This window comes from Nocardia sputi (assembly GCF_023501985.1).
In genome coordinates, this window is the sequence record NZ_JAMFLC010000053.1 from 1 (window position 1) to 15,807 (window position 15,807).

A 15,807-nucleotide genomic window follows, 5' to 3' on the forward strand; every position below is an offset into this window, starting at 1 on the left:
TCAACCGCATCAAGATGATCAAACGCCAGATGTTCGGGCGCGCGAAACCAGACCTTCTTCGGAAGCGAATCCTGTTGAGCGACTGAGCGACCCGGACCAGCCGAATCACGGAATTTGTGCCAGATCCTGGATTGGCGTTCCGTTGACAACGCCGTCAGATCGGACAGCGGGCACACTCTGCACCAGATCGAGTTGATGGCAGTGTGGACAAGTCAGATCGATGTCCATGCGGGAAACCCCCTCCCAAGCCGTTGCGCTGGAGCGGCGCGACTGTGGTGCTGGTACCTGCAACGAAAGCCTTGTCGGGTATCCAACACTCTCAACTACTTCCTGTCGAGGGGGATTCGAGAGCTTCTGCATCGAGTGATCCTTCCCTGTCGCTGTTGAGTTGGGTGACTCGCCTGCCATTGACACGGAAGCGGCGTCACCGTCCACATTCGCTTCGACGACCGAACTGGTGGTGGGGCGATGTTCGTGTTCGGTGCCTTCGATCGCGCCGGTGCGGTCGCTGCCGCGGCGGTGCCGGCGATGATGACCGCCGTGGTGATGATCGCGCTGCTTGCGCGGACAACAGGTCTCTGCGGATGTCTGGGCAAGGTGGGAACGCTGATCTCGTGGCCGGTCGTGGTGCGCAACCTGGTGCTCGTCGCGGCGGTGCCTGGACCGCCGTCCGCGGTAAGTCCGGCCCGACCATCACCGGGTTCTCCCCGGCGGTCCAGATCATGGCGATCGGTGCTGTTAGTCGCGCTGAGCATGCTGGCCTGCTGACGCCGCACGCCCGAACCGGTGGATGACACCGCACCCGCCCTCAACGCAGGAGCCCCATTCGTGACCACACGCCGGGATCTGCTGCGCCGCCTCGGAATCACCACCGCCCTGGCTACCACCATGTTGGTTTTGACCGCGATCTTCCCCGAAATCGCCAACGCCGCCTGCGAATCCAACGGATGCAAATGCGCGGTGGGAACAAAGGTTGGGGTGTACTGCGGCTGGTGTGGCGCGGTCACGAAGGCCGGTAACGGCGGGAAATGGTCCGATCTCTTTCAGTGCAACGGGTCCAAGTGCTGCGTTACGGTCCTCGCGCCAGCTGCGCCCAGTATTCGGCTACCTAACACTGGCAGCTAGGGCTTGATCCTGCCCGGGATCGTGTCCAGGTGCCGGGTGAGAAGGCCCTGACCACCGGCGTCGGCCTCGTGGATGGTGGTGCCGCCGGTATTCCAGTGGGGGTGGTCGGCCGATTACCGGCCGCGTCTGGCGATCGGGCCAGGTCGATCAGGACGACCTTGACGGCACCGCCGGCCTGGGCAATCGCGGTCTGCATCTCGGCGTCGACGCTCATTGCATACTCGCTACACCTCGTGGGCATCGACGGTGCAACATCGATCATTTCCGATGCGCCGTTCTGTCAGGCCATGACCTCTTCACTCGAGGCGCGGGCAGAGATGGCGCGTTTGAGACGGATGAGGTGTTTCGGTGCGTTCACTGCTACCGCGCCGACGAGGATGCCGCGAGCAAGGAAGGCGACCGCGAGGCGGTCGTCGGCGGGCTCATCGATCAGGACGCGTTCCTCGTCGGCGAATGCGGGTAGGCCTGCGATCTGGATGCGCGCACCGTGCACATGGGTCGCGAAAGAAGGGACCGCGGCATAGGTTTGGGCCTCATCGGCACCGATGAGCAGGTTGCGGGCGACCAGGGCCCCCTGTTCGTTGGCGTTGGCCCAGTGCTCGACGCGGACCAGTGCACCGTCGTAGAGCGGGTGCGCCCACCTGGCGACGTCACCTGCGGCGACGATGGCTGATTGCCCTTCGGCGAACAGTGAACTGGTGCACACGACTCCGTTGTCGAGCTTCAGTTCGCTCTCGCGCAGCCAATCGGTGTTCGGTTCGACACCGGTGCCCGCGACGACGAGGTCGGTAGGAATTCTGCGCCCGTCGCTCAACCGCACAGCGGTGACCCGACTTGCGCCATCGAAGCCGAGCGCGCGAACGCCGGCGATGAGCGCGACGCCGTGCCGCTCGTGGTGTCGAGCGAGCCACCGCGCGGCGTGGCTGCCCAACGTCGCGACCATGGGATACGGCCCGGCGTCGATCAAGGTGACGGGAATTCCCTGCCGCCTTGCCGTGGAGGCCACCTCACTGCCGACGAATCCGCCGCCGATCACGGTGAGGTGCCCAGCAGCGGCCAGCTCAGTGCGCAAGGCGAGCGCTTCATCGATAGTTCGTAGACTGTGCACGCCGGTGGGTTGCGTGGCGAAGCGGCGCGGCCTGGCGCCCGTCGCGACAACGAGCCCGTCGAACGGGATCTCCGATCCGTTGTCGAGTACGACCAGTTGGTCGGCGGTGCGAAGGGCGGTGGCCCGCCTGCCGCGCAGCCACTCACCGTCGATTTGCTCCGCACCGGGCAAGGCGATGTCATCGTCGCCGTCCAGGACGCTTTTCGACAGTGGCGGTCGATTGTAGGGCGCGTGGTCCTCCGCGCCGATCAGGGTGACGTCGCCGGTGAAGGCGTTGGCACGTAGTGCCTGTATCGCCCGCAGACCAGCCAGCGAAGCTCCGACAACGACGATCCGATTCAGCTCTCTCATACCTGCATCATACCCCAAGGGGGTATTAGTACAAATCGGTACCTATACCCCCTAGGGGTTTACAAAGTAGTGTCGTTGTCGTATCGTCGGTCCTCGGAAAGACCCTGAGCACACGGAGGAATCGGTCATGAGCACCCGCACCACCACCAGTAGCTACATCGTTTCGGGTATGTCCTGCGGCAGCTGTGTCGGCAAGGTCAAGTCCGAGATCGGCAAGCTCTCCGGAATCGACGGCGTGGACATCGAACTCGCCACCGGCCGGATGACCGTCATCGGCGCAGGCGCGATCGACGACGCGCTGATCCAGGACACCGTCGAAACCCTCGGCTACGAACTCGTCCAGAGCTGACCCCCGCCCGCCACCGTGTCATCGGGCCTACTCGATGACACGGTGGCTGATCGTCGGGGAAGTCAGCGCGTCTGAACGGGTGGCCACGCGCAGCTTCATCAGGTGCCCCGGCACCGACAACAGGAGTAGAAGGACAACCCCCGATGATCACCTCATTGTTCGCCCACCGCGACTACAGTCGGCTGTTCACCGCACAAATGACCGCCTTGTTCGGCACCGGATTGACCACGGTCGCGCTCGGACTGCTCGCCTACGAACTGGCAGGCGCTGACGCCGGCGCGGTGCTCGGCACCGCGCTGACGATCAAGATGCTGGTCTACGTCACGGTCGCGCCGATCGTGGCCGCCTACGCTGATCGGTTCCCGCGCAGGCTGTTCCTGGTCGCGCTCAACATAATTCGTGCCGGGGTGGTGCTGGCGCTCCCGTTCATCGACCAGATCTGGCAGATCTACGTTCTGATCGCGGTCTTGCAGACCGCTTCGGCAGCGTTCACCCCCACCTACCAGGCGGTGATTCCCGACATTCTTCCCGACGAACGCGACTACACCAGAGCGTTGTCGGCAGCGCAACTCGCCGCGACCATGGAAACCCTGCTGAGTCCGATGCTGGCCGCAGCCGCACTGAGCGTGATCAGCTTCCACTGGCTGTTCGTCGGCACCGCCATCGGATTCGCGATCTCGGCGGCCCTGGTGATCTCGACCCGAATCCCGAACGCCGGCGCCACCACACAAGGCGCCTTCCGGGACCGGATCGCGGTCGGGATGCGGATCTTCGCCGCCACGCCACGACTGCGCGGACTTCTCGGACTGAACTTGGTGGTCGCCGCGGCAGGCTCGGTGATCATGGTCAACACCGTCAACTACGTGCGTGACACCCTCGGTGGATCCCAAACCGGAGTGGCGATGCTGTTAGCCGCCAACGGTTTCGGCACGATGGTCATCGCCCTGTCGCTGCCGCGAGTCCTGGACCGCATCGGCGCACGCCCAGTGATGCTGTCCGGCGCTGCGACGTTGATCTTCGGACTCGGTTCAGCCATCGCCCTGTCGACCGTCGACGCGGGCCAGTGGCGGTGGGGTGCCGCGATCGCGGTATGGGCCGTCATCGGTGCGGGCACCGCCGCGGTGCTCACCCCGACCGGTCAGATCCTGCGGCGCTCGTCGCAGCCCGCCGACCGTGCGGCACTGTTCGCCGCGCAGTTCTCGCTGTCGCACCTGGCCTGGCTGCTCACTTATCCGATCGCCGGTTGGCTGACCACCGCGGCGGGTTTCACCACCACCTGGGTGGTGCTGGTGGTACTCGCCGGCGTCGGCGCCACCGTCGCCGTGCGGACGTGGCCGCGTCATGACCCCGCGGAAATCACCCATCTGCACGAGGTCGGCACCATCGACCCCTCCCGGCTGGTCGACGCCATCCGCATCAGCGACCGCCTCTACCAGCACACCCACCCGTTCGTCATCGACGCAGAACACCCGCATTGGCCGCATGGAGCGCGTCAGCCCGCCCTTGTCGGATAGCCCAGATCCCGTGTCGGACGACCAGATACAGAAAGTACGGAACTCTCGATGAACGCCACCACCAAGTTCGCCGGATTCGCCCTCGGCATCGCCGCAGTCTTCGGCATCGCCGTTGCCGTCGGCGCGACGATCGGCCCGGCGCCCGCTGATCCGCAGCGACCTGTGCAGGCCGGGCACGGCGACCATGCCGCCCCGGATGCGGCTGCCGCTGCCGGTCTGCCCGGTGGCCTGCTGGCCACCGACCAGGGCTACACCTTGGCCTTGGACAAGCCGAACACCGCCACCTCCCCGCAGGCGACGGTCGGCTTCCGCATCCTCGACGCGAACGGCGTCCCGGTCACGAAGTACGTGACCAGCCACGACAAGGACCTGCACCTGATCGTCGTGCGGCGCGACATGGCGGGTTTCCAGCACGTGCACCCGGCGCTCGACAGCGCGGGCACCTGGAGTGTCCCGCTGAACCTGAGCCGGGCGGGCGACTACCGGGTGTTCGCCGACTTCACGCCGGTCGGCGGCCAGAATCTCACCCTCGGCGCCGACCTGCGGGTCGCGGGCAACTACGACGTGCAGGCGCTGCCCGCCCCGGCGGCCACGACGCAGGTCGGTGAGTACACGGTCACGCTGAACGGCGCGGTCACCCCGGGTACTGCCTCGAAGGTCACCCTCTCGGTCAGCCGGAACGGCACGCCGGTCACCGACCTGCAGCCCTACCTCGGGGCCTACGGTCACCTGGTGGCGCTGCGGGCCGCCGACCTCGCCTACCTGCACGTTCATCCCGAAGGCGCGCCCGGCGACGGGAAGACCCCTGCCGGTCCCGGAATCGAGTTCGTCGTGAACGCGCCGAGCGCGGGCTCCTACCGGCTGTTCCTCGACTTCCAGCACCAGGGTGTGGTTCGGACAGCCGAATTCACCCTCAGCGTCTCACCTGGCAACCAGCTCGCCGCCACATCCAACGCCGCCGAACCGGCCCAGCCCGGCCATGGCCACTGAACCACTCCGCACGACAAGAGCATCTGATGACCACAACGCCCACCAGCACCACCGACGCACAGCCACAGCCGACCGAACCGCCAAGGCAAACCGCACACCACCGACTTCACGCCACACCCATCACTGCACGAACGCGGGGCCGGTCCTGCCACTGATCCGCACCGACTCCCTACCGGATCCGGCCGGAACAATTCCACCGCATTCGATCATCACCACCACCGAGAATGGAGCACCCCATGACCACCGTGACACAACCACCGGGCACCGGCCAGGTCGAACTGGTGATCGGTGGCATGACCTGCGCTTCCTGCGCGAACCGGATCGAGAAGAAGCTCAACAAGCTCGACGGGGTCACCGCCACGGTCAACTACGCCACCGAGAAGGCGCGCGTCGACTTCACCGGTGACGTCTCCCCCGAGGAGTTGATCGCCACCGTCGAGCAGGCCGGCTACACCGCCGCACTGCCCGCGCCGAAGGACGAGGCCACCGCTCCGGTCGACGAGCCCGACCCGACCGCTTCGCTGCGCACCCGCCTTCTGGTCTCGCTGGTGCTCACCGTCCCGGTGATCGCGATGGCGATGATCCCGGCGCTGCAGTTCACCAACTGGCAGTGGCTCTCGCTCACCCTCGCGGCCCCGGTCGTGGTGTGGGGGGCGCTGCCCTTCCACAAGGCGGCGTGGACCAACCTGCGCCACGACACGGCCACCATGGACACGCTGGTGTCGATGGGCACGCTGGCCGCCTTCGGCTGGTCGCTGTACGCGCTGTTCTGGGGCACGGCGGGCACGCCGGGGATGACCCACCCGTTCGAGTTCACCATCGCGCGGATGGACGGCACCGGCAGCATCTACCTCGAGGCCGCGGCAGGCGTGACCACGTTCATCCTGGCCGGGCGTTACTTCGAGGCGCGGTCCAAGCGGCGGGCGGGGGCGGCGCTGAAGGCGCTGCTCGAGCTGGGCGCCAAGGACGTCGCGGTGGTGCGCAACGGGGTCGAGACACGAATTCCGGTGGAGCAGTTGGCCGTCGGTGACCAGTTCGTCGTGCGGCCGGGCGAGAAGATCGCCACCGACGGTGTGGTAACCGAAGGTTCTTCGGCAGTCGACGTGTCTATGCTCACCGGCGAGTCGGTGCCGGTAGAGGTCGGTATCGATGATGCTGTCACCGGCGCCACCGTGAACGTCGGCGGGCGACTGCTGGTGCGCGCCACCAGGATCGGTTCCGACACCCAGCTCGCCCAGATGGCGCAGCTGGTCGAGGACGCGCAGACCGGCAAGGCTCAGGCACAGCGGCTGGCCGACAAGATCTCCGGCATCTTCGTCCCGATCGTCATCGCCCTTGCCGTCGCCACGCTGGGCTTCTGGCTCGGCACCGGCGGCGCCATCGCGGCGGCGTTCACCGCGGGCGTCGCAGTGCTGATCATCGCCTGCCCGTGCGCCCTGGGCCTGGCCACCCCGACGGCGCTGATGGTCGGCACCGGCCGCGGCGCTCAGCTCGGCATCCTGATCAAGGGCCCCGAGGTGCTGGAATCGACCCGCAAGGTCGACACCATCGTGCTGGACAAGACCGGCACCGTCACCACCGGCAAGATGACGCTGCTCGAGGTGATCCCCGCCGAGGGTGAGCTGCGCAGCCAGATGCTGGAACTGGCTGGTGCGCTGGAAGATTCGTCGGAACACCCGATCGCGCAGGCGATCGCCAAGGCAGCGCGCGACGAGTTCGGCACCCTGCTGCCGGTCGAGGGCTTCGCCAATGCCGAAGGGCTCGGCGTGCAAGGTGTCGTCGACGGGCACGCAGTGATCCTCGGCCGGGCCAGGCTGCTGGCCGACTGGTCGCAGCCGCTGGACGACACGCTGGAAGCCGCTATGGCAGAAGCGGAATCGGCGGGCAAGACCGCGGTGGCGATCGGCTGGGACGGGAAGGCGCGCGGCGTGCTCGTGGTCGCCGACGCAGTGAAACCGACCTCAGCGCAGGCGATCTCGCAGTTCCGGGAGCTCGGACTCACCCCGATCCTGCTCACCGGCGACAATGCCCGCGCGGCCCGCGCCATCGGTGACGAGGTCGGCATCGACGAGGTCATCGCCGAGGTGCTGCCGCAGGACAAGGTCGACACCGTCAAGCGGCTGCAGGCCGAGGGCAAGGTCGTCGCCATGGTCGGTGACGGCGTCAACGACGCGGCCGCCCTGGCCCAGGCCGACCTCGGTCTGTCCATGGGCACCGGCACCGACGTCGCCATCGAGGCCAGCGACCTCACCCTCGTCCGCGGCGACCTGCGCGCAGCCGCCGACGCGATCCGCCTGTCGCGGCGCACCCTGGCCACGATCAAGGGCAACCTGTTCTGGGCCTTCGCCTACAACGTGGCCGCGATCCCGCTGGCCATGGCCGGACTGCTCAACCCGATGCTGGCCGGCGCCGCCATGGCGTTCAGCTCGGTGTTCGTGGTGAGCAACAGCCTGCGACTGCGCCGGTTCAAGTCGACCGCGAGATGAGCGACCACCGCTGAACAGAGACGGGACGACACCGAGTGTCGTCCCGTCTCGCATACATCAGGAGGAGCAATGCACTTTTCATCGGATACCGCTATGCGTATCGCCCGCCATCCTGCTGTCCGAACCCTCGCGCGATGCGCTCTGGCATGTGCCGCCGAAGCTGTTCGAAGCACCCTGGTCCACCGCGCGGTCGACAATCGGCACCCGTCGGACTCGCGTGGTATCTAGTCCGCTGTCCGTAGTACGGGCCGGTTGGCGCGATCCGTAGGCGCCGACAGGCTGCATCGATCGCAGTCCGCTCAGGCCGAGGTCGCACGCGGCTTTCCAGTACGCCCCACCCCTGGCCGCTACAACCAACCATCTCGCGGAAACACGGCCGATCGTGTGCTGCTGACCATTCGACCGGAGCCTCCAAGAGCACCCCGTTCGTCGCTGTCGTACTCGCCAATGAGGTCGACGGCTTCGACCTACGAATTACGAGCCAGCTGGTGGATGTGTCGCACCCGTCCGTCGTCGGCGACCTCGCCGACCAGCACCCACTCCATCGCCACCTGTCCGAGCTTGCGGTGCTCTGCGCTGAAGCGACAGCGTGCGGCGACGCCGGCTCGGCTCTCCTCCGCCGCGCCGCTGAGGATGTAGTGCACAGTACTGACCAGTGAGGTTGTCGCGGCTGCACTGCCGCGACTACGCAGACATCTCCCGAGTTCTGGGCGTGCTACGGGATCTGGATTCGATTCCTGCCTGGCTGCTGGTTGCTGGCAGCGCTGTGGGCACGGCAGTTCCGACCGATGCGAGAATCGCCGAGCCGCATGTATCACTACGCCCGCGACACAGTCAGGCGTGATCGCCGCGTTCTACCGGGGGCGTCGGCGGTGTCGCTGTGCTCAGCTTCGGTGGACCCGGCCAGATTGGCCGGATCGCGATATCGGATGGCTGGTCAGTTCGTTGTGGGCAACTGCGAGGTCGGCATACGCTGCGTCAATGCCGAAGATCAGCTACCGCGGAAGTGACGGCTGCAGCCTGCACGCCACTGTTGTCGGGGACGGCGACGGGCTTCCTCTGGTTCCTGATGCATGCCGGCGGGCCGGATCATGAGAGCCTTCTCCCGCTGGCCGCACGGCTCGCAGACCGCCGCCGGGTGGTTCTGCCGGATCTGCGCTGTTACGGCCGGTCCGTTTGTGCTGATCCGGCACGCCACACGTGGGCCCAGTACACCGACGATGTCATGCGCCTGCTGGACCATCTGGGTCTGCCGGGCGCAGCGCTCGGAGGTGCCGGTCTCGGCTCGACCATCACGCTGCGCGTGGCCGCGGCGCACCCGGTCCTCGTGCGTGCCGCGGTCTTGATCGAGGACATCGAGGACATCGAGGACGACGCGGCGAAAGAAGCCGAGATCCGCTTCTTGGATGCCTTCGCCGCTCGCGTCGCGGCCGAGGGCATCGAGGCGGGCTGGGAGCCGATCTTGGCCGGGTTCCCGCCCGTCGTCGGCGCTATGGTGCGCGATGCCATACCCCGATCGGACCCGGCGAGCATTGTCGCCGCTGCGGCGATAGGCCGTGACCGATCCTTCCGCGACGTTGCCGAACTGGCCGCGATCACCGCGCCGACTCTGGTGTTTCCTGGTACGGATGCGCGTCATCCCACCGCACTTGCCGAAGAGGTCGCCCGGATATTGCCCCGTGGCCGCTTGGCGCCGCAGACAATATCGGGTGACTTGCATACCGCCGAAGACCTCGCGCGCGTGACCTCCCCCGCCATTCGGGAATTCCTCGACGAGATCACCCCGACCTAGCGGGGGCAACTCTATGTATGGTCGGGATGAAGAAACGGGTGCAGCAGTGCGTAGGTTTGCGCAGGTAGGTCATCGTGCAGCGAATGACCGCCGCCGACCACGACGTGAGCCTGCACCCGTGGCAGCTGGGAGGTGAACCGCTGCGCGAGTTCGACCGGGAGGTACCGGTCTTCGCTGCCCCATAACAGCAGCACAGGTGTATCGACCAGCGGCAAGTTACGTTCGGTATCGCTCCATCGCACTGATCGCTCGACACGCAGCATGTCTGCGAGACGGGCTGCTCGTCCGTCGGGTGCTCGCATCATCTGCACGTAGTCTTCGATCCGATCGGCGGGCACGCGAGCGGGGTCGGCGAAGGACTTTCGGAGCATATGCCGCACCGACGCTGGGGACATCAGTCGAACGCCGAGCTCGCCGACCAGAGGCAGTCTCAGCAGCCGGAACTCCCACACGTCCGCTACATCCACACCAGCGGGCGCGATCAGCGCCAATCGGCTCACTCGATCGTGGTGGGTCTGGGCGAGGCGCAGGGCGAAGCCCCCACCCCACGAATGCCCGACGACGGCCGCGCGTTCGACGCCGACCGCGTCGAGGAAGTGTCCTATCGACGCGACGACCGCGTCTGTGCCGAACGGGCCGGATCTATCAATGATTTCGGTTCGGCCTTGACCGGGCGGGTCGACCGCGAAGACGGTGTGGCGTTGTGCGAGTTCCTTGATCATTGCGGCGAAAGTCAGTTTCCAGCCACCGCTGCCGGGAATCAGCAGCACCGGCGGTCCGTCTCCTGCCCGCGCGTAATGGATGCGAGCAACTGGTGTGTCCACGAACGCTTCCTGCAGTGCGGGTTGCGAGGACCCGAAGCGGGCCGATGGCGTGTGGTTCATGGTCGGTTCTCCGGGTGGGTAGCTCCGCGGCCGATGGCAACGGTGACGAGGGCACCGGCAACGACCACTGCGACACCGGCGACGAGTGCGGTGGACATGCCGTGTTCGAAGCTGTCGAGCACACTCGTCAGCAGGTGTGGCGGGGCGCCGGGCGCTGACCCGGCGACCACGCCTGCGGCCACCGAGTCCTCGATGGTGTGGGACAGCTCCGGGGGTAGCCGGTATGCGACCGCGTCGCTGATCCGGTCGCGGTAGCTGTCGCTGAATATGCTGCCCAGCAAGGCGATTCCGAGGACACCGCCGAGCTCGCGGGTGACGTCGTTGAGCGCGGACGCGACACCGTGCTGCTGCGGCGGCAGCGCCGCCATGAGTGCTTCGGTCGCCGGGGTGGCGGCGAAGGCGATTCCGCTGCCGAGCAGGAACACACCGAGCCCGATCGGCACATACGACGAGTGCGCGGTCAGTGTGGTCATTATCAGTAGGCCGCCCGCGATCATCACCATCCCGGTGACGACCACGAATCGGTACCCCCATCTGCGGTGCAGCACGGGGACGATCGGTGAGAACACCATCGCGGCCAGCGCCAGTGGCAGCATGGCCAGTGCCGCGCTCAGCGGCGAGTAGTTCTTGACGATCTGCAGGTACTGCAGTCCGACGAAGAAGAACCCGAACATCGCCAGCGACTCCGAGGTGATGACCACCGCCCCGGAAGCCAAGCCGCGGTGCCGGAACAGACGCGGGTCCAGCAGCGGGCGGGGGTGGCGCAACTCCCAGCCGACGAACACCGCAGCGCTGAGCGCCGCCAGCGCGAAGGCTGCCACGACCCAACTCGACGCCCAACCGAGTTCCGGGCCTTCGACCATGCCGAAGACCAGCGACGCGACGGCGACGACGGACAACAACCCTCCACCGATATCGACCGACTCACGGCCCGGCCGAATCCGGCGCGGCACGAGCACCGTCGCGATCAACGTGACCGCCGTCAGCGCGACATTGAACACGAACACCGACCGCCACGAGAACGCCTCCAGCAGGCCGCCCGCGGTGAGCAGCCCTATCAGCGCACCGCCGACTGTCACGCCGGACCAGACGCCGACCGCGCGAGCACGCTCATGCGGTGGGAATACGTGGGTGATGATCGACAGCGTCGTCGGCATCACCGCCGCTGCACCCACTCCGGCGAGAGCCCGGAGCGCGATGATGGCAGTCGGGTCCTCGACGAGCAGCACCGCCGCAGACGACAGGCCGAAGATGAGCAGGCCGATGACGAGCATTGCCCTGGGCCCGTAGCGATCTCCGAGTGTTCCAGCGGCCAGCAGCAGCCCGGCGAAGGTGACGCCATAGGCGTTGACGATCCACAGCAGCTGCGTCTGCGACGCGCGCAGGTCGGTGGCCATACCGGGTGCGGCGACCATCAACGAGGCCATCATCCCCACGATGGCCACCAACGCCAGCGACATCACGAACAGAATGAGATTGCGGCGGACCACACCCGGCACTTCCTGTGCAGCAGATTGCGTTTGGTGTAGTTGAACCATGGTCGAACTCCTTCCCGAACCGGTGCTGGTGATCAGTGCGCGCTGACCCGCAGCCCCGCAGGTGGCTTGCCCGCCGGTATGAACGCCGCCGCAGCTACCGCGACGACAGCGGCGACGAGCGCGCTGGTGGTGAAGGCATTGGTGAAGCCACTGGGATCGGCGCCGAGGCTGCGCAGGCTTACTGCGGCGATCGTGGAGATCACCGACACACCGAATGCCGCGCCTACTTCGTGGAAGGTATTGACCAGACCGGAGGTGACTCCGGCCTGGCTGTGCTCGACGTTGGCCAAGGCGGTGGTTGTGGCGGTGACGATCGTGGCACCCTGGCCTGCTGCCGCCACACTGAGCCCGATGATCAGTGCGGGCGTGCTGTGCCAGGCAGCGGGTATCGCTGCCCCCGCGGCAGCAACGGTCAAGGCGAGGATGCCGACGGGGCGGTAGCCGAAGCGCCCGATGAAATGACCGGCATTGTGCGCGCCGATGATCGTGCCGAGCGCGACAGGCACGAACAGCAGACCCGTGAGCAGAGCTGAGTTCCCTTGTGCCTGTTGCAGATAGAACGAGCCGAGGAAGAACCCGGTGATCAGTAGTCCGGTCGCCACGAACATCAACACCGCACCCGCCGCCACGGGACGCCGCACCAGCAGGCGCGGGTCCAGCAAGGGATCGCTCGCGCGACGCTGGTAAGCGAGGAAGACCGTGCCGCCGATGACGGCGGCCGCGAGCGGGACGAGGGTGGCCGAGTCGGTCCAGCCGTCGTCACCGGCGTTGATCAGCCCGTAGATGGCGGCGCCCGCGGCGGCGGTGACCAGCACCGCGCCCGCTACATCGATGCTGCGTCCACGCTGTGCAGGCCTCCCCGGCACTACCTTCGTCATCGCGGCGAGCAGCACGAGACCCACCGGTACATTGACGAAGAAGATCCATTCCCAGCCTGGTCCCGCCGTCAGCAGCCCACCGGCAAGCACGCCCACCGCGGCGCCGGTGCCGCCGAGCGCGCCCCACACGCCCAGCGCTTTGTTCCGCTCATCGCCGTGAAAGGTGGTGGTCACGATCGACATCGCAGCCGGTGACAGCAGCGCGGCACCGATGCCTTGGCCTATCCGGCCACCGATGAGCAGCGGCGCGTTCACCGCGAGACCAGCGAGCAGCGACGAACCGGTGAACACGGCCAGCCCGATCATCGCCATCCGGCGGGCACCGAACAAGTCTGCGGCACGTCCACCGAAGATCATCAGGCCGCCGAACAGCAACGTGTAGGCGGTGATCACCCAGGTGGTCGCCGCCCGGCTCAACGCCAAATCGCTGCCGATATCCGGTAGCGCGACCGTGACCACGGTGATGTCGAGGATCAGCATGAACTGCGCGACCGCGAGCACGCCCAAGGCCCGCCACCGGCGCGGATCCGGAGGCGAGGCAACGTCGTGATGGTGATGAGCAGAAGTCTGCGAGTGCATGTCAACCTCCCAAATTGAACATTCACGTTCAAGTTATTTCACCATAACTCGAACATGCATGTTCGAAAAGGGGCTTATGTATGACGCGAGTCACTGCCGGGCGGGCCGTTGGGGCGCGCCCCTGCCGAGCTACAGTGACTACACAACCTGTACATTGATGTTTGAGAAGAGGCGGTGACCCCGTGGCGGGAGCACGGACGCAGGAGCACGGGCATGCGAAACGCGCCGATGCCCGGCGCAATATCGCCGCGATCCTCGACGCCGCCCAGGAATGCCTGATCGCCGACCCCGACGCGAGCATCAGCGACATCGCCAGACGCGCAGGTGTCGGCCGCGTCACTCTGTACGGGCATTTCGCCTCACGCGCAGACCTCATCGATGCGGTGTTCACGCGCGCGGTTACCGACAGCGATCAGGCGCTCGACTCGGTCAATATCAACGGCGATCCCCGCGAGGCCCTGACCCGGCTGGTCGCGGCCTCCTGGAAGATCATCGACCGGTTCCGCTCCCTGCTGCTGGCCGCGCAGAACCACATTCCTGCCGAACGGATCCGTACCGCCCACGACCTGCCGATGCGTCGCGTGCGCCGACTCCTCGAACGCGGCCGGAAAGAGGGCATGTTTCGCGATGACCTGCCTCTTTCCTGGCTGGTGGCGGTCTACCACAGCGTGGTACACGGTGCGGCAGGCGAGATCACCGCAGGCCGCATCGCCGACGACGACGCGGCCGCACTCATCACCACCACCCTGCTGGCGGCCTACGCTCCGCCGGGCGCGGCGGCCCCTTCGCCACCTCCGGCGCCAGTCTCGCAGTAGCGCAGTAGCGCAGTAGCGCAGTGGCCATGCCTGTGCTGGCTGGCATCCATCCGTGAGTCCGCAAAATCGCGAGACCGCTTCGGCGCAGGCTTGCCGAACCGCCTGTAGGCATCTCCCCGGGCGTGAGGATCGACGCTGTTTGTAATGAATCGGAGCCTGAGGGCCTCGGGTGGTCTGGAAGGGCCGACTCGGCTGTGGTCGACGATCCCGGCATGATCCACATCACCGACGGGCACGATTGCGAATATACCCCCCAGGGGTATACATTCTCCTTGTCAGAACAAAGCACGAGCTCGGAGAGGCCGAACAATGAGCACCCGGACACACGCCGCACATCACACCGCCGACCACACCAACCGCGCCGAGCACGCCGGTCACTCACTTCACGCGGCGGGCGGACCCGGCGGCCTGCAGATCACCCAGGACGGTTACACGCTCGACCTCGACAAGACCGTCGTCGCCCCGGGCGAAATCGATTTCAGCTTCCGGATTCTCGGCCCTGACGGCCGCCCGGTCACCCACTACACTCCGTTGCACGACCGCGAACTGCACTTGATCGTGGTGCAGCGCGAGCTCACCGGCTTCCAGCACGTGCACCCCGTGCGCGCGGTCGACGGCACTTGGTCGGTGCGGCTGAACCTGCCCGAAGCGGGCGCCTACCGCGTCTTCACCGATATCGCCCCGCGTGACCTCGGCCGGACCATCACCCTCGGCGCCGACCTCGCCGTCGCGGGCAGCTACGACCCGCAGCCGACACCCGAACCCGTCCGGACGGTTGTGGTCGATGGTTACGAGGTTGCGCTGCAAGGCGATCTGGTCTCGGGTGCCGGTCAGCTGCTCACACTGACCGTCCGTAAGGACGGCGTGGCGGTCACCGATCTGCAGCCCTACCTCGCTGCCTACGGGCACCTGGTGGTGCTGCGCGCAGGCGACCTGGCCTACGTCCACGTCCACCCGAACGGTGAGCCCGGCGACGGCGTGACCGCCCCGGGCCCCAACATCGCCTTCCACACCGCGGTGCCCGGTCCCGGAACCTACCGGCTGTTCCTCGATTTCAAGCACGGTGACACCGTCCGCACCGCAGCCTTCACCCTGCCAACCACGCCCATCCATCACCACTGAGCCGCTGTGTGGGCGGGGACGGCCTCGCCCACAACCACGCCCCGAAGGAGACGGCATGTGCGATTGCCGCTGTCCCCGAACCCGAGACCCACCCCTGCCCCTTCCGAGAATGTGTTCCCGATGCGCAAGAGTCCCCCGGCCATTTGGGCCCTAGTTGTATGAGGCCGTGACGTTGGTGACGCCGGTGTGGAGGCGGCTGGCTGGGGGCCGGTTTCCGGCGGCAGTGTGGGGTCGATGGTAGTTGTAGTGGATGTTCCAGATTCCGAGTGCGTCGGT

13 protein-coding genes and 1 pseudogene are annotated in these 15,807 nt (G+C 66.7%); 8 read left to right on the forward strand and 6 right to left on the reverse strand.

Going from position 1 to position 15,807, the window contains the following annotated elements; translation table 11 throughout:
• Nucleotides 1–468 precede the first annotated feature (468 nt).
• Nucleotides 469–768, forward strand: coding sequence for a MauE/DoxX family redox-associated membrane protein (locus M8859_RS36260; RefSeq protein WP_249645641.1), 300 nt, complete (start codon nt 469–471; stop codon nt 766–768).
• A gap of 637 nt (nt 769–1,405) precedes the next feature.
• On the opposite strand, the gene M8859_RS36265 is transcribed toward M8859_RS36260, so the two are convergent.
• Nucleotides 1,406–2,584 (reverse strand): NAD(P)/FAD-dependent oxidoreductase, encoded by a 1,179-nt coding sequence (locus M8859_RS36265; RefSeq protein WP_249645642.1) that lies wholly within the window; start codon nt 2,582–2,584, stop codon nt 1,406–1,408.
• Between the two features lie 127 nt (nt 2,585–2,711).
• Here M8859_RS36265 and M8859_RS36270 point away from each other — a divergent pair, with 127 nt between their 5' ends.
• The 4 genes from M8859_RS36270 (at nt 2,712) to M8859_RS36285 (ending at nt 7,923) form a co-directional block, all read left to right on the forward strand.
• Nucleotides 2,712–2,933: a heavy-metal-associated domain-containing protein gene (locus M8859_RS36270; protein ID WP_249645643.1), complete on the forward strand. Its 222-nt coding sequence runs from the start codon at nt 2,712–2,714 to the stop codon at nt 2,931–2,933.
• Between the two features lie 143 nt (nt 2,934–3,076).
• Nucleotides 3,077–4,447 carry an MFS transporter gene (locus M8859_RS36275; protein ID WP_283780403.1) on the forward strand — a complete coding sequence of 457 codons (1,371 nt, stop codon included), beginning with the start codon at nt 3,077–3,079 and terminating at the stop codon, nt 4,445–4,447.
• A 48-nt stretch (nt 4,448–4,495) separates the two neighbouring features.
• On the forward strand, nt 4,496–5,437 hold the full coding sequence (locus M8859_RS36280; RefSeq protein WP_249645644.1) for a DUF8832 domain-containing protein: 942 nt from the start codon (nt 4,496–4,498) through the stop codon (nt 5,435–5,437).
• A 236-nt stretch (nt 5,438–5,673) separates the two neighbouring features.
• Complete coding sequence (locus tag M8859_RS36285; RefSeq protein WP_249645645.1) at nt 5,674–7,923, forward strand: heavy metal translocating P-type ATPase; 2,250 nt, start codon at nt 5,674–5,676, stop codon at nt 7,921–7,923.
• Between the two features lie 467 nt (nt 7,924–8,390).
• Here M8859_RS36285 and M8859_RS36290 read toward each other — a convergent pair whose 3' ends face one another.
• The gene (locus M8859_RS36290; RefSeq protein WP_249645646.1) at nt 8,391–8,567 is read right to left on the reverse strand and encodes a hypothetical protein; all 177 of its coding nucleotides are present in this window, start codon (nt 8,565–8,567) and stop codon (nt 8,391–8,393) included.
• A 425-nt stretch (nt 8,568–8,992) separates the two neighbouring features.
• Between M8859_RS36290 and M8859_RS36295 the strand changes: the two genes are divergently transcribed.
• A complete protein-coding gene (locus M8859_RS36295) occupies nt 8,993–9,715 on the forward strand; it encodes an alpha/beta fold hydrolase (RefSeq protein WP_249645653.1) in 723 nt (240 codons plus the stop codon).
• Between the two features lie 11 nt (nt 9,716–9,726).
• Here the strand turns inward: M8859_RS36295 and M8859_RS36300 are convergent, their stop codons facing one another.
• Genes M8859_RS36300 through M8859_RS36310 form a run of 3 tightly spaced genes read right to left on the reverse strand, consistent with a single transcriptional unit; the run spans nt 9,727 to nt 13,594 of the window.
• The gene (locus tag M8859_RS36300; protein ID WP_249645647.1) at nt 9,727–10,539 is read right to left on the reverse strand and encodes an alpha/beta fold hydrolase; all 813 of its coding nucleotides are present in this window, start codon (nt 10,537–10,539) and stop codon (nt 9,727–9,729) included.
• Between the two features lie 56 nt (nt 10,540–10,595).
• The gene (locus M8859_RS36305; RefSeq protein ID WP_249645648.1) at nt 10,596–12,137 is read right to left on the reverse strand and encodes an MFS transporter; all 1,542 of its coding nucleotides are present in this window, start codon (nt 12,135–12,137) and stop codon (nt 10,596–10,598) included.
• A gap of 32 nt (nt 12,138–12,169) precedes the next feature.
• Nucleotides 12,170–13,594, reverse strand: a complete 1,425-nt coding sequence (locus M8859_RS36310) for an MFS transporter (RefSeq protein ID WP_249645649.1) — start codon at nt 13,592–13,594, stop codon at nt 12,170–12,172.
• A gap of 182 nt (nt 13,595–13,776) precedes the next feature.
• On the opposite strand from M8859_RS36310, the gene M8859_RS36315 reads away from it, so the two are divergent.
• Both M8859_RS36315 and M8859_RS36320 read left to right on the forward strand, forming a co-directional pair.
• A complete protein-coding gene (locus M8859_RS36315) occupies nt 13,777–14,409 on the forward strand; it encodes a TetR/AcrR family transcriptional regulator (protein WP_249645650.1) in 633 nt (210 codons plus the stop codon).
• Between the two features lie 309 nt (nt 14,410–14,718).
• Nucleotides 14,719–15,531 (forward strand): DUF8832 domain-containing protein, encoded by an 813-nt coding sequence (locus M8859_RS36320; protein ID WP_249645651.1) that lies wholly within the window; start codon nt 14,719–14,721, stop codon nt 15,529–15,531.
• A 150-nt stretch (nt 15,532–15,681) separates the two neighbouring features.
• Here the strand turns inward: M8859_RS36320 and M8859_RS36325 are convergent.
• A pseudogene (locus M8859_RS36325) lies at nt 15,682–15,807 on the reverse strand (IS481 family transposase); the annotation flags it as partial.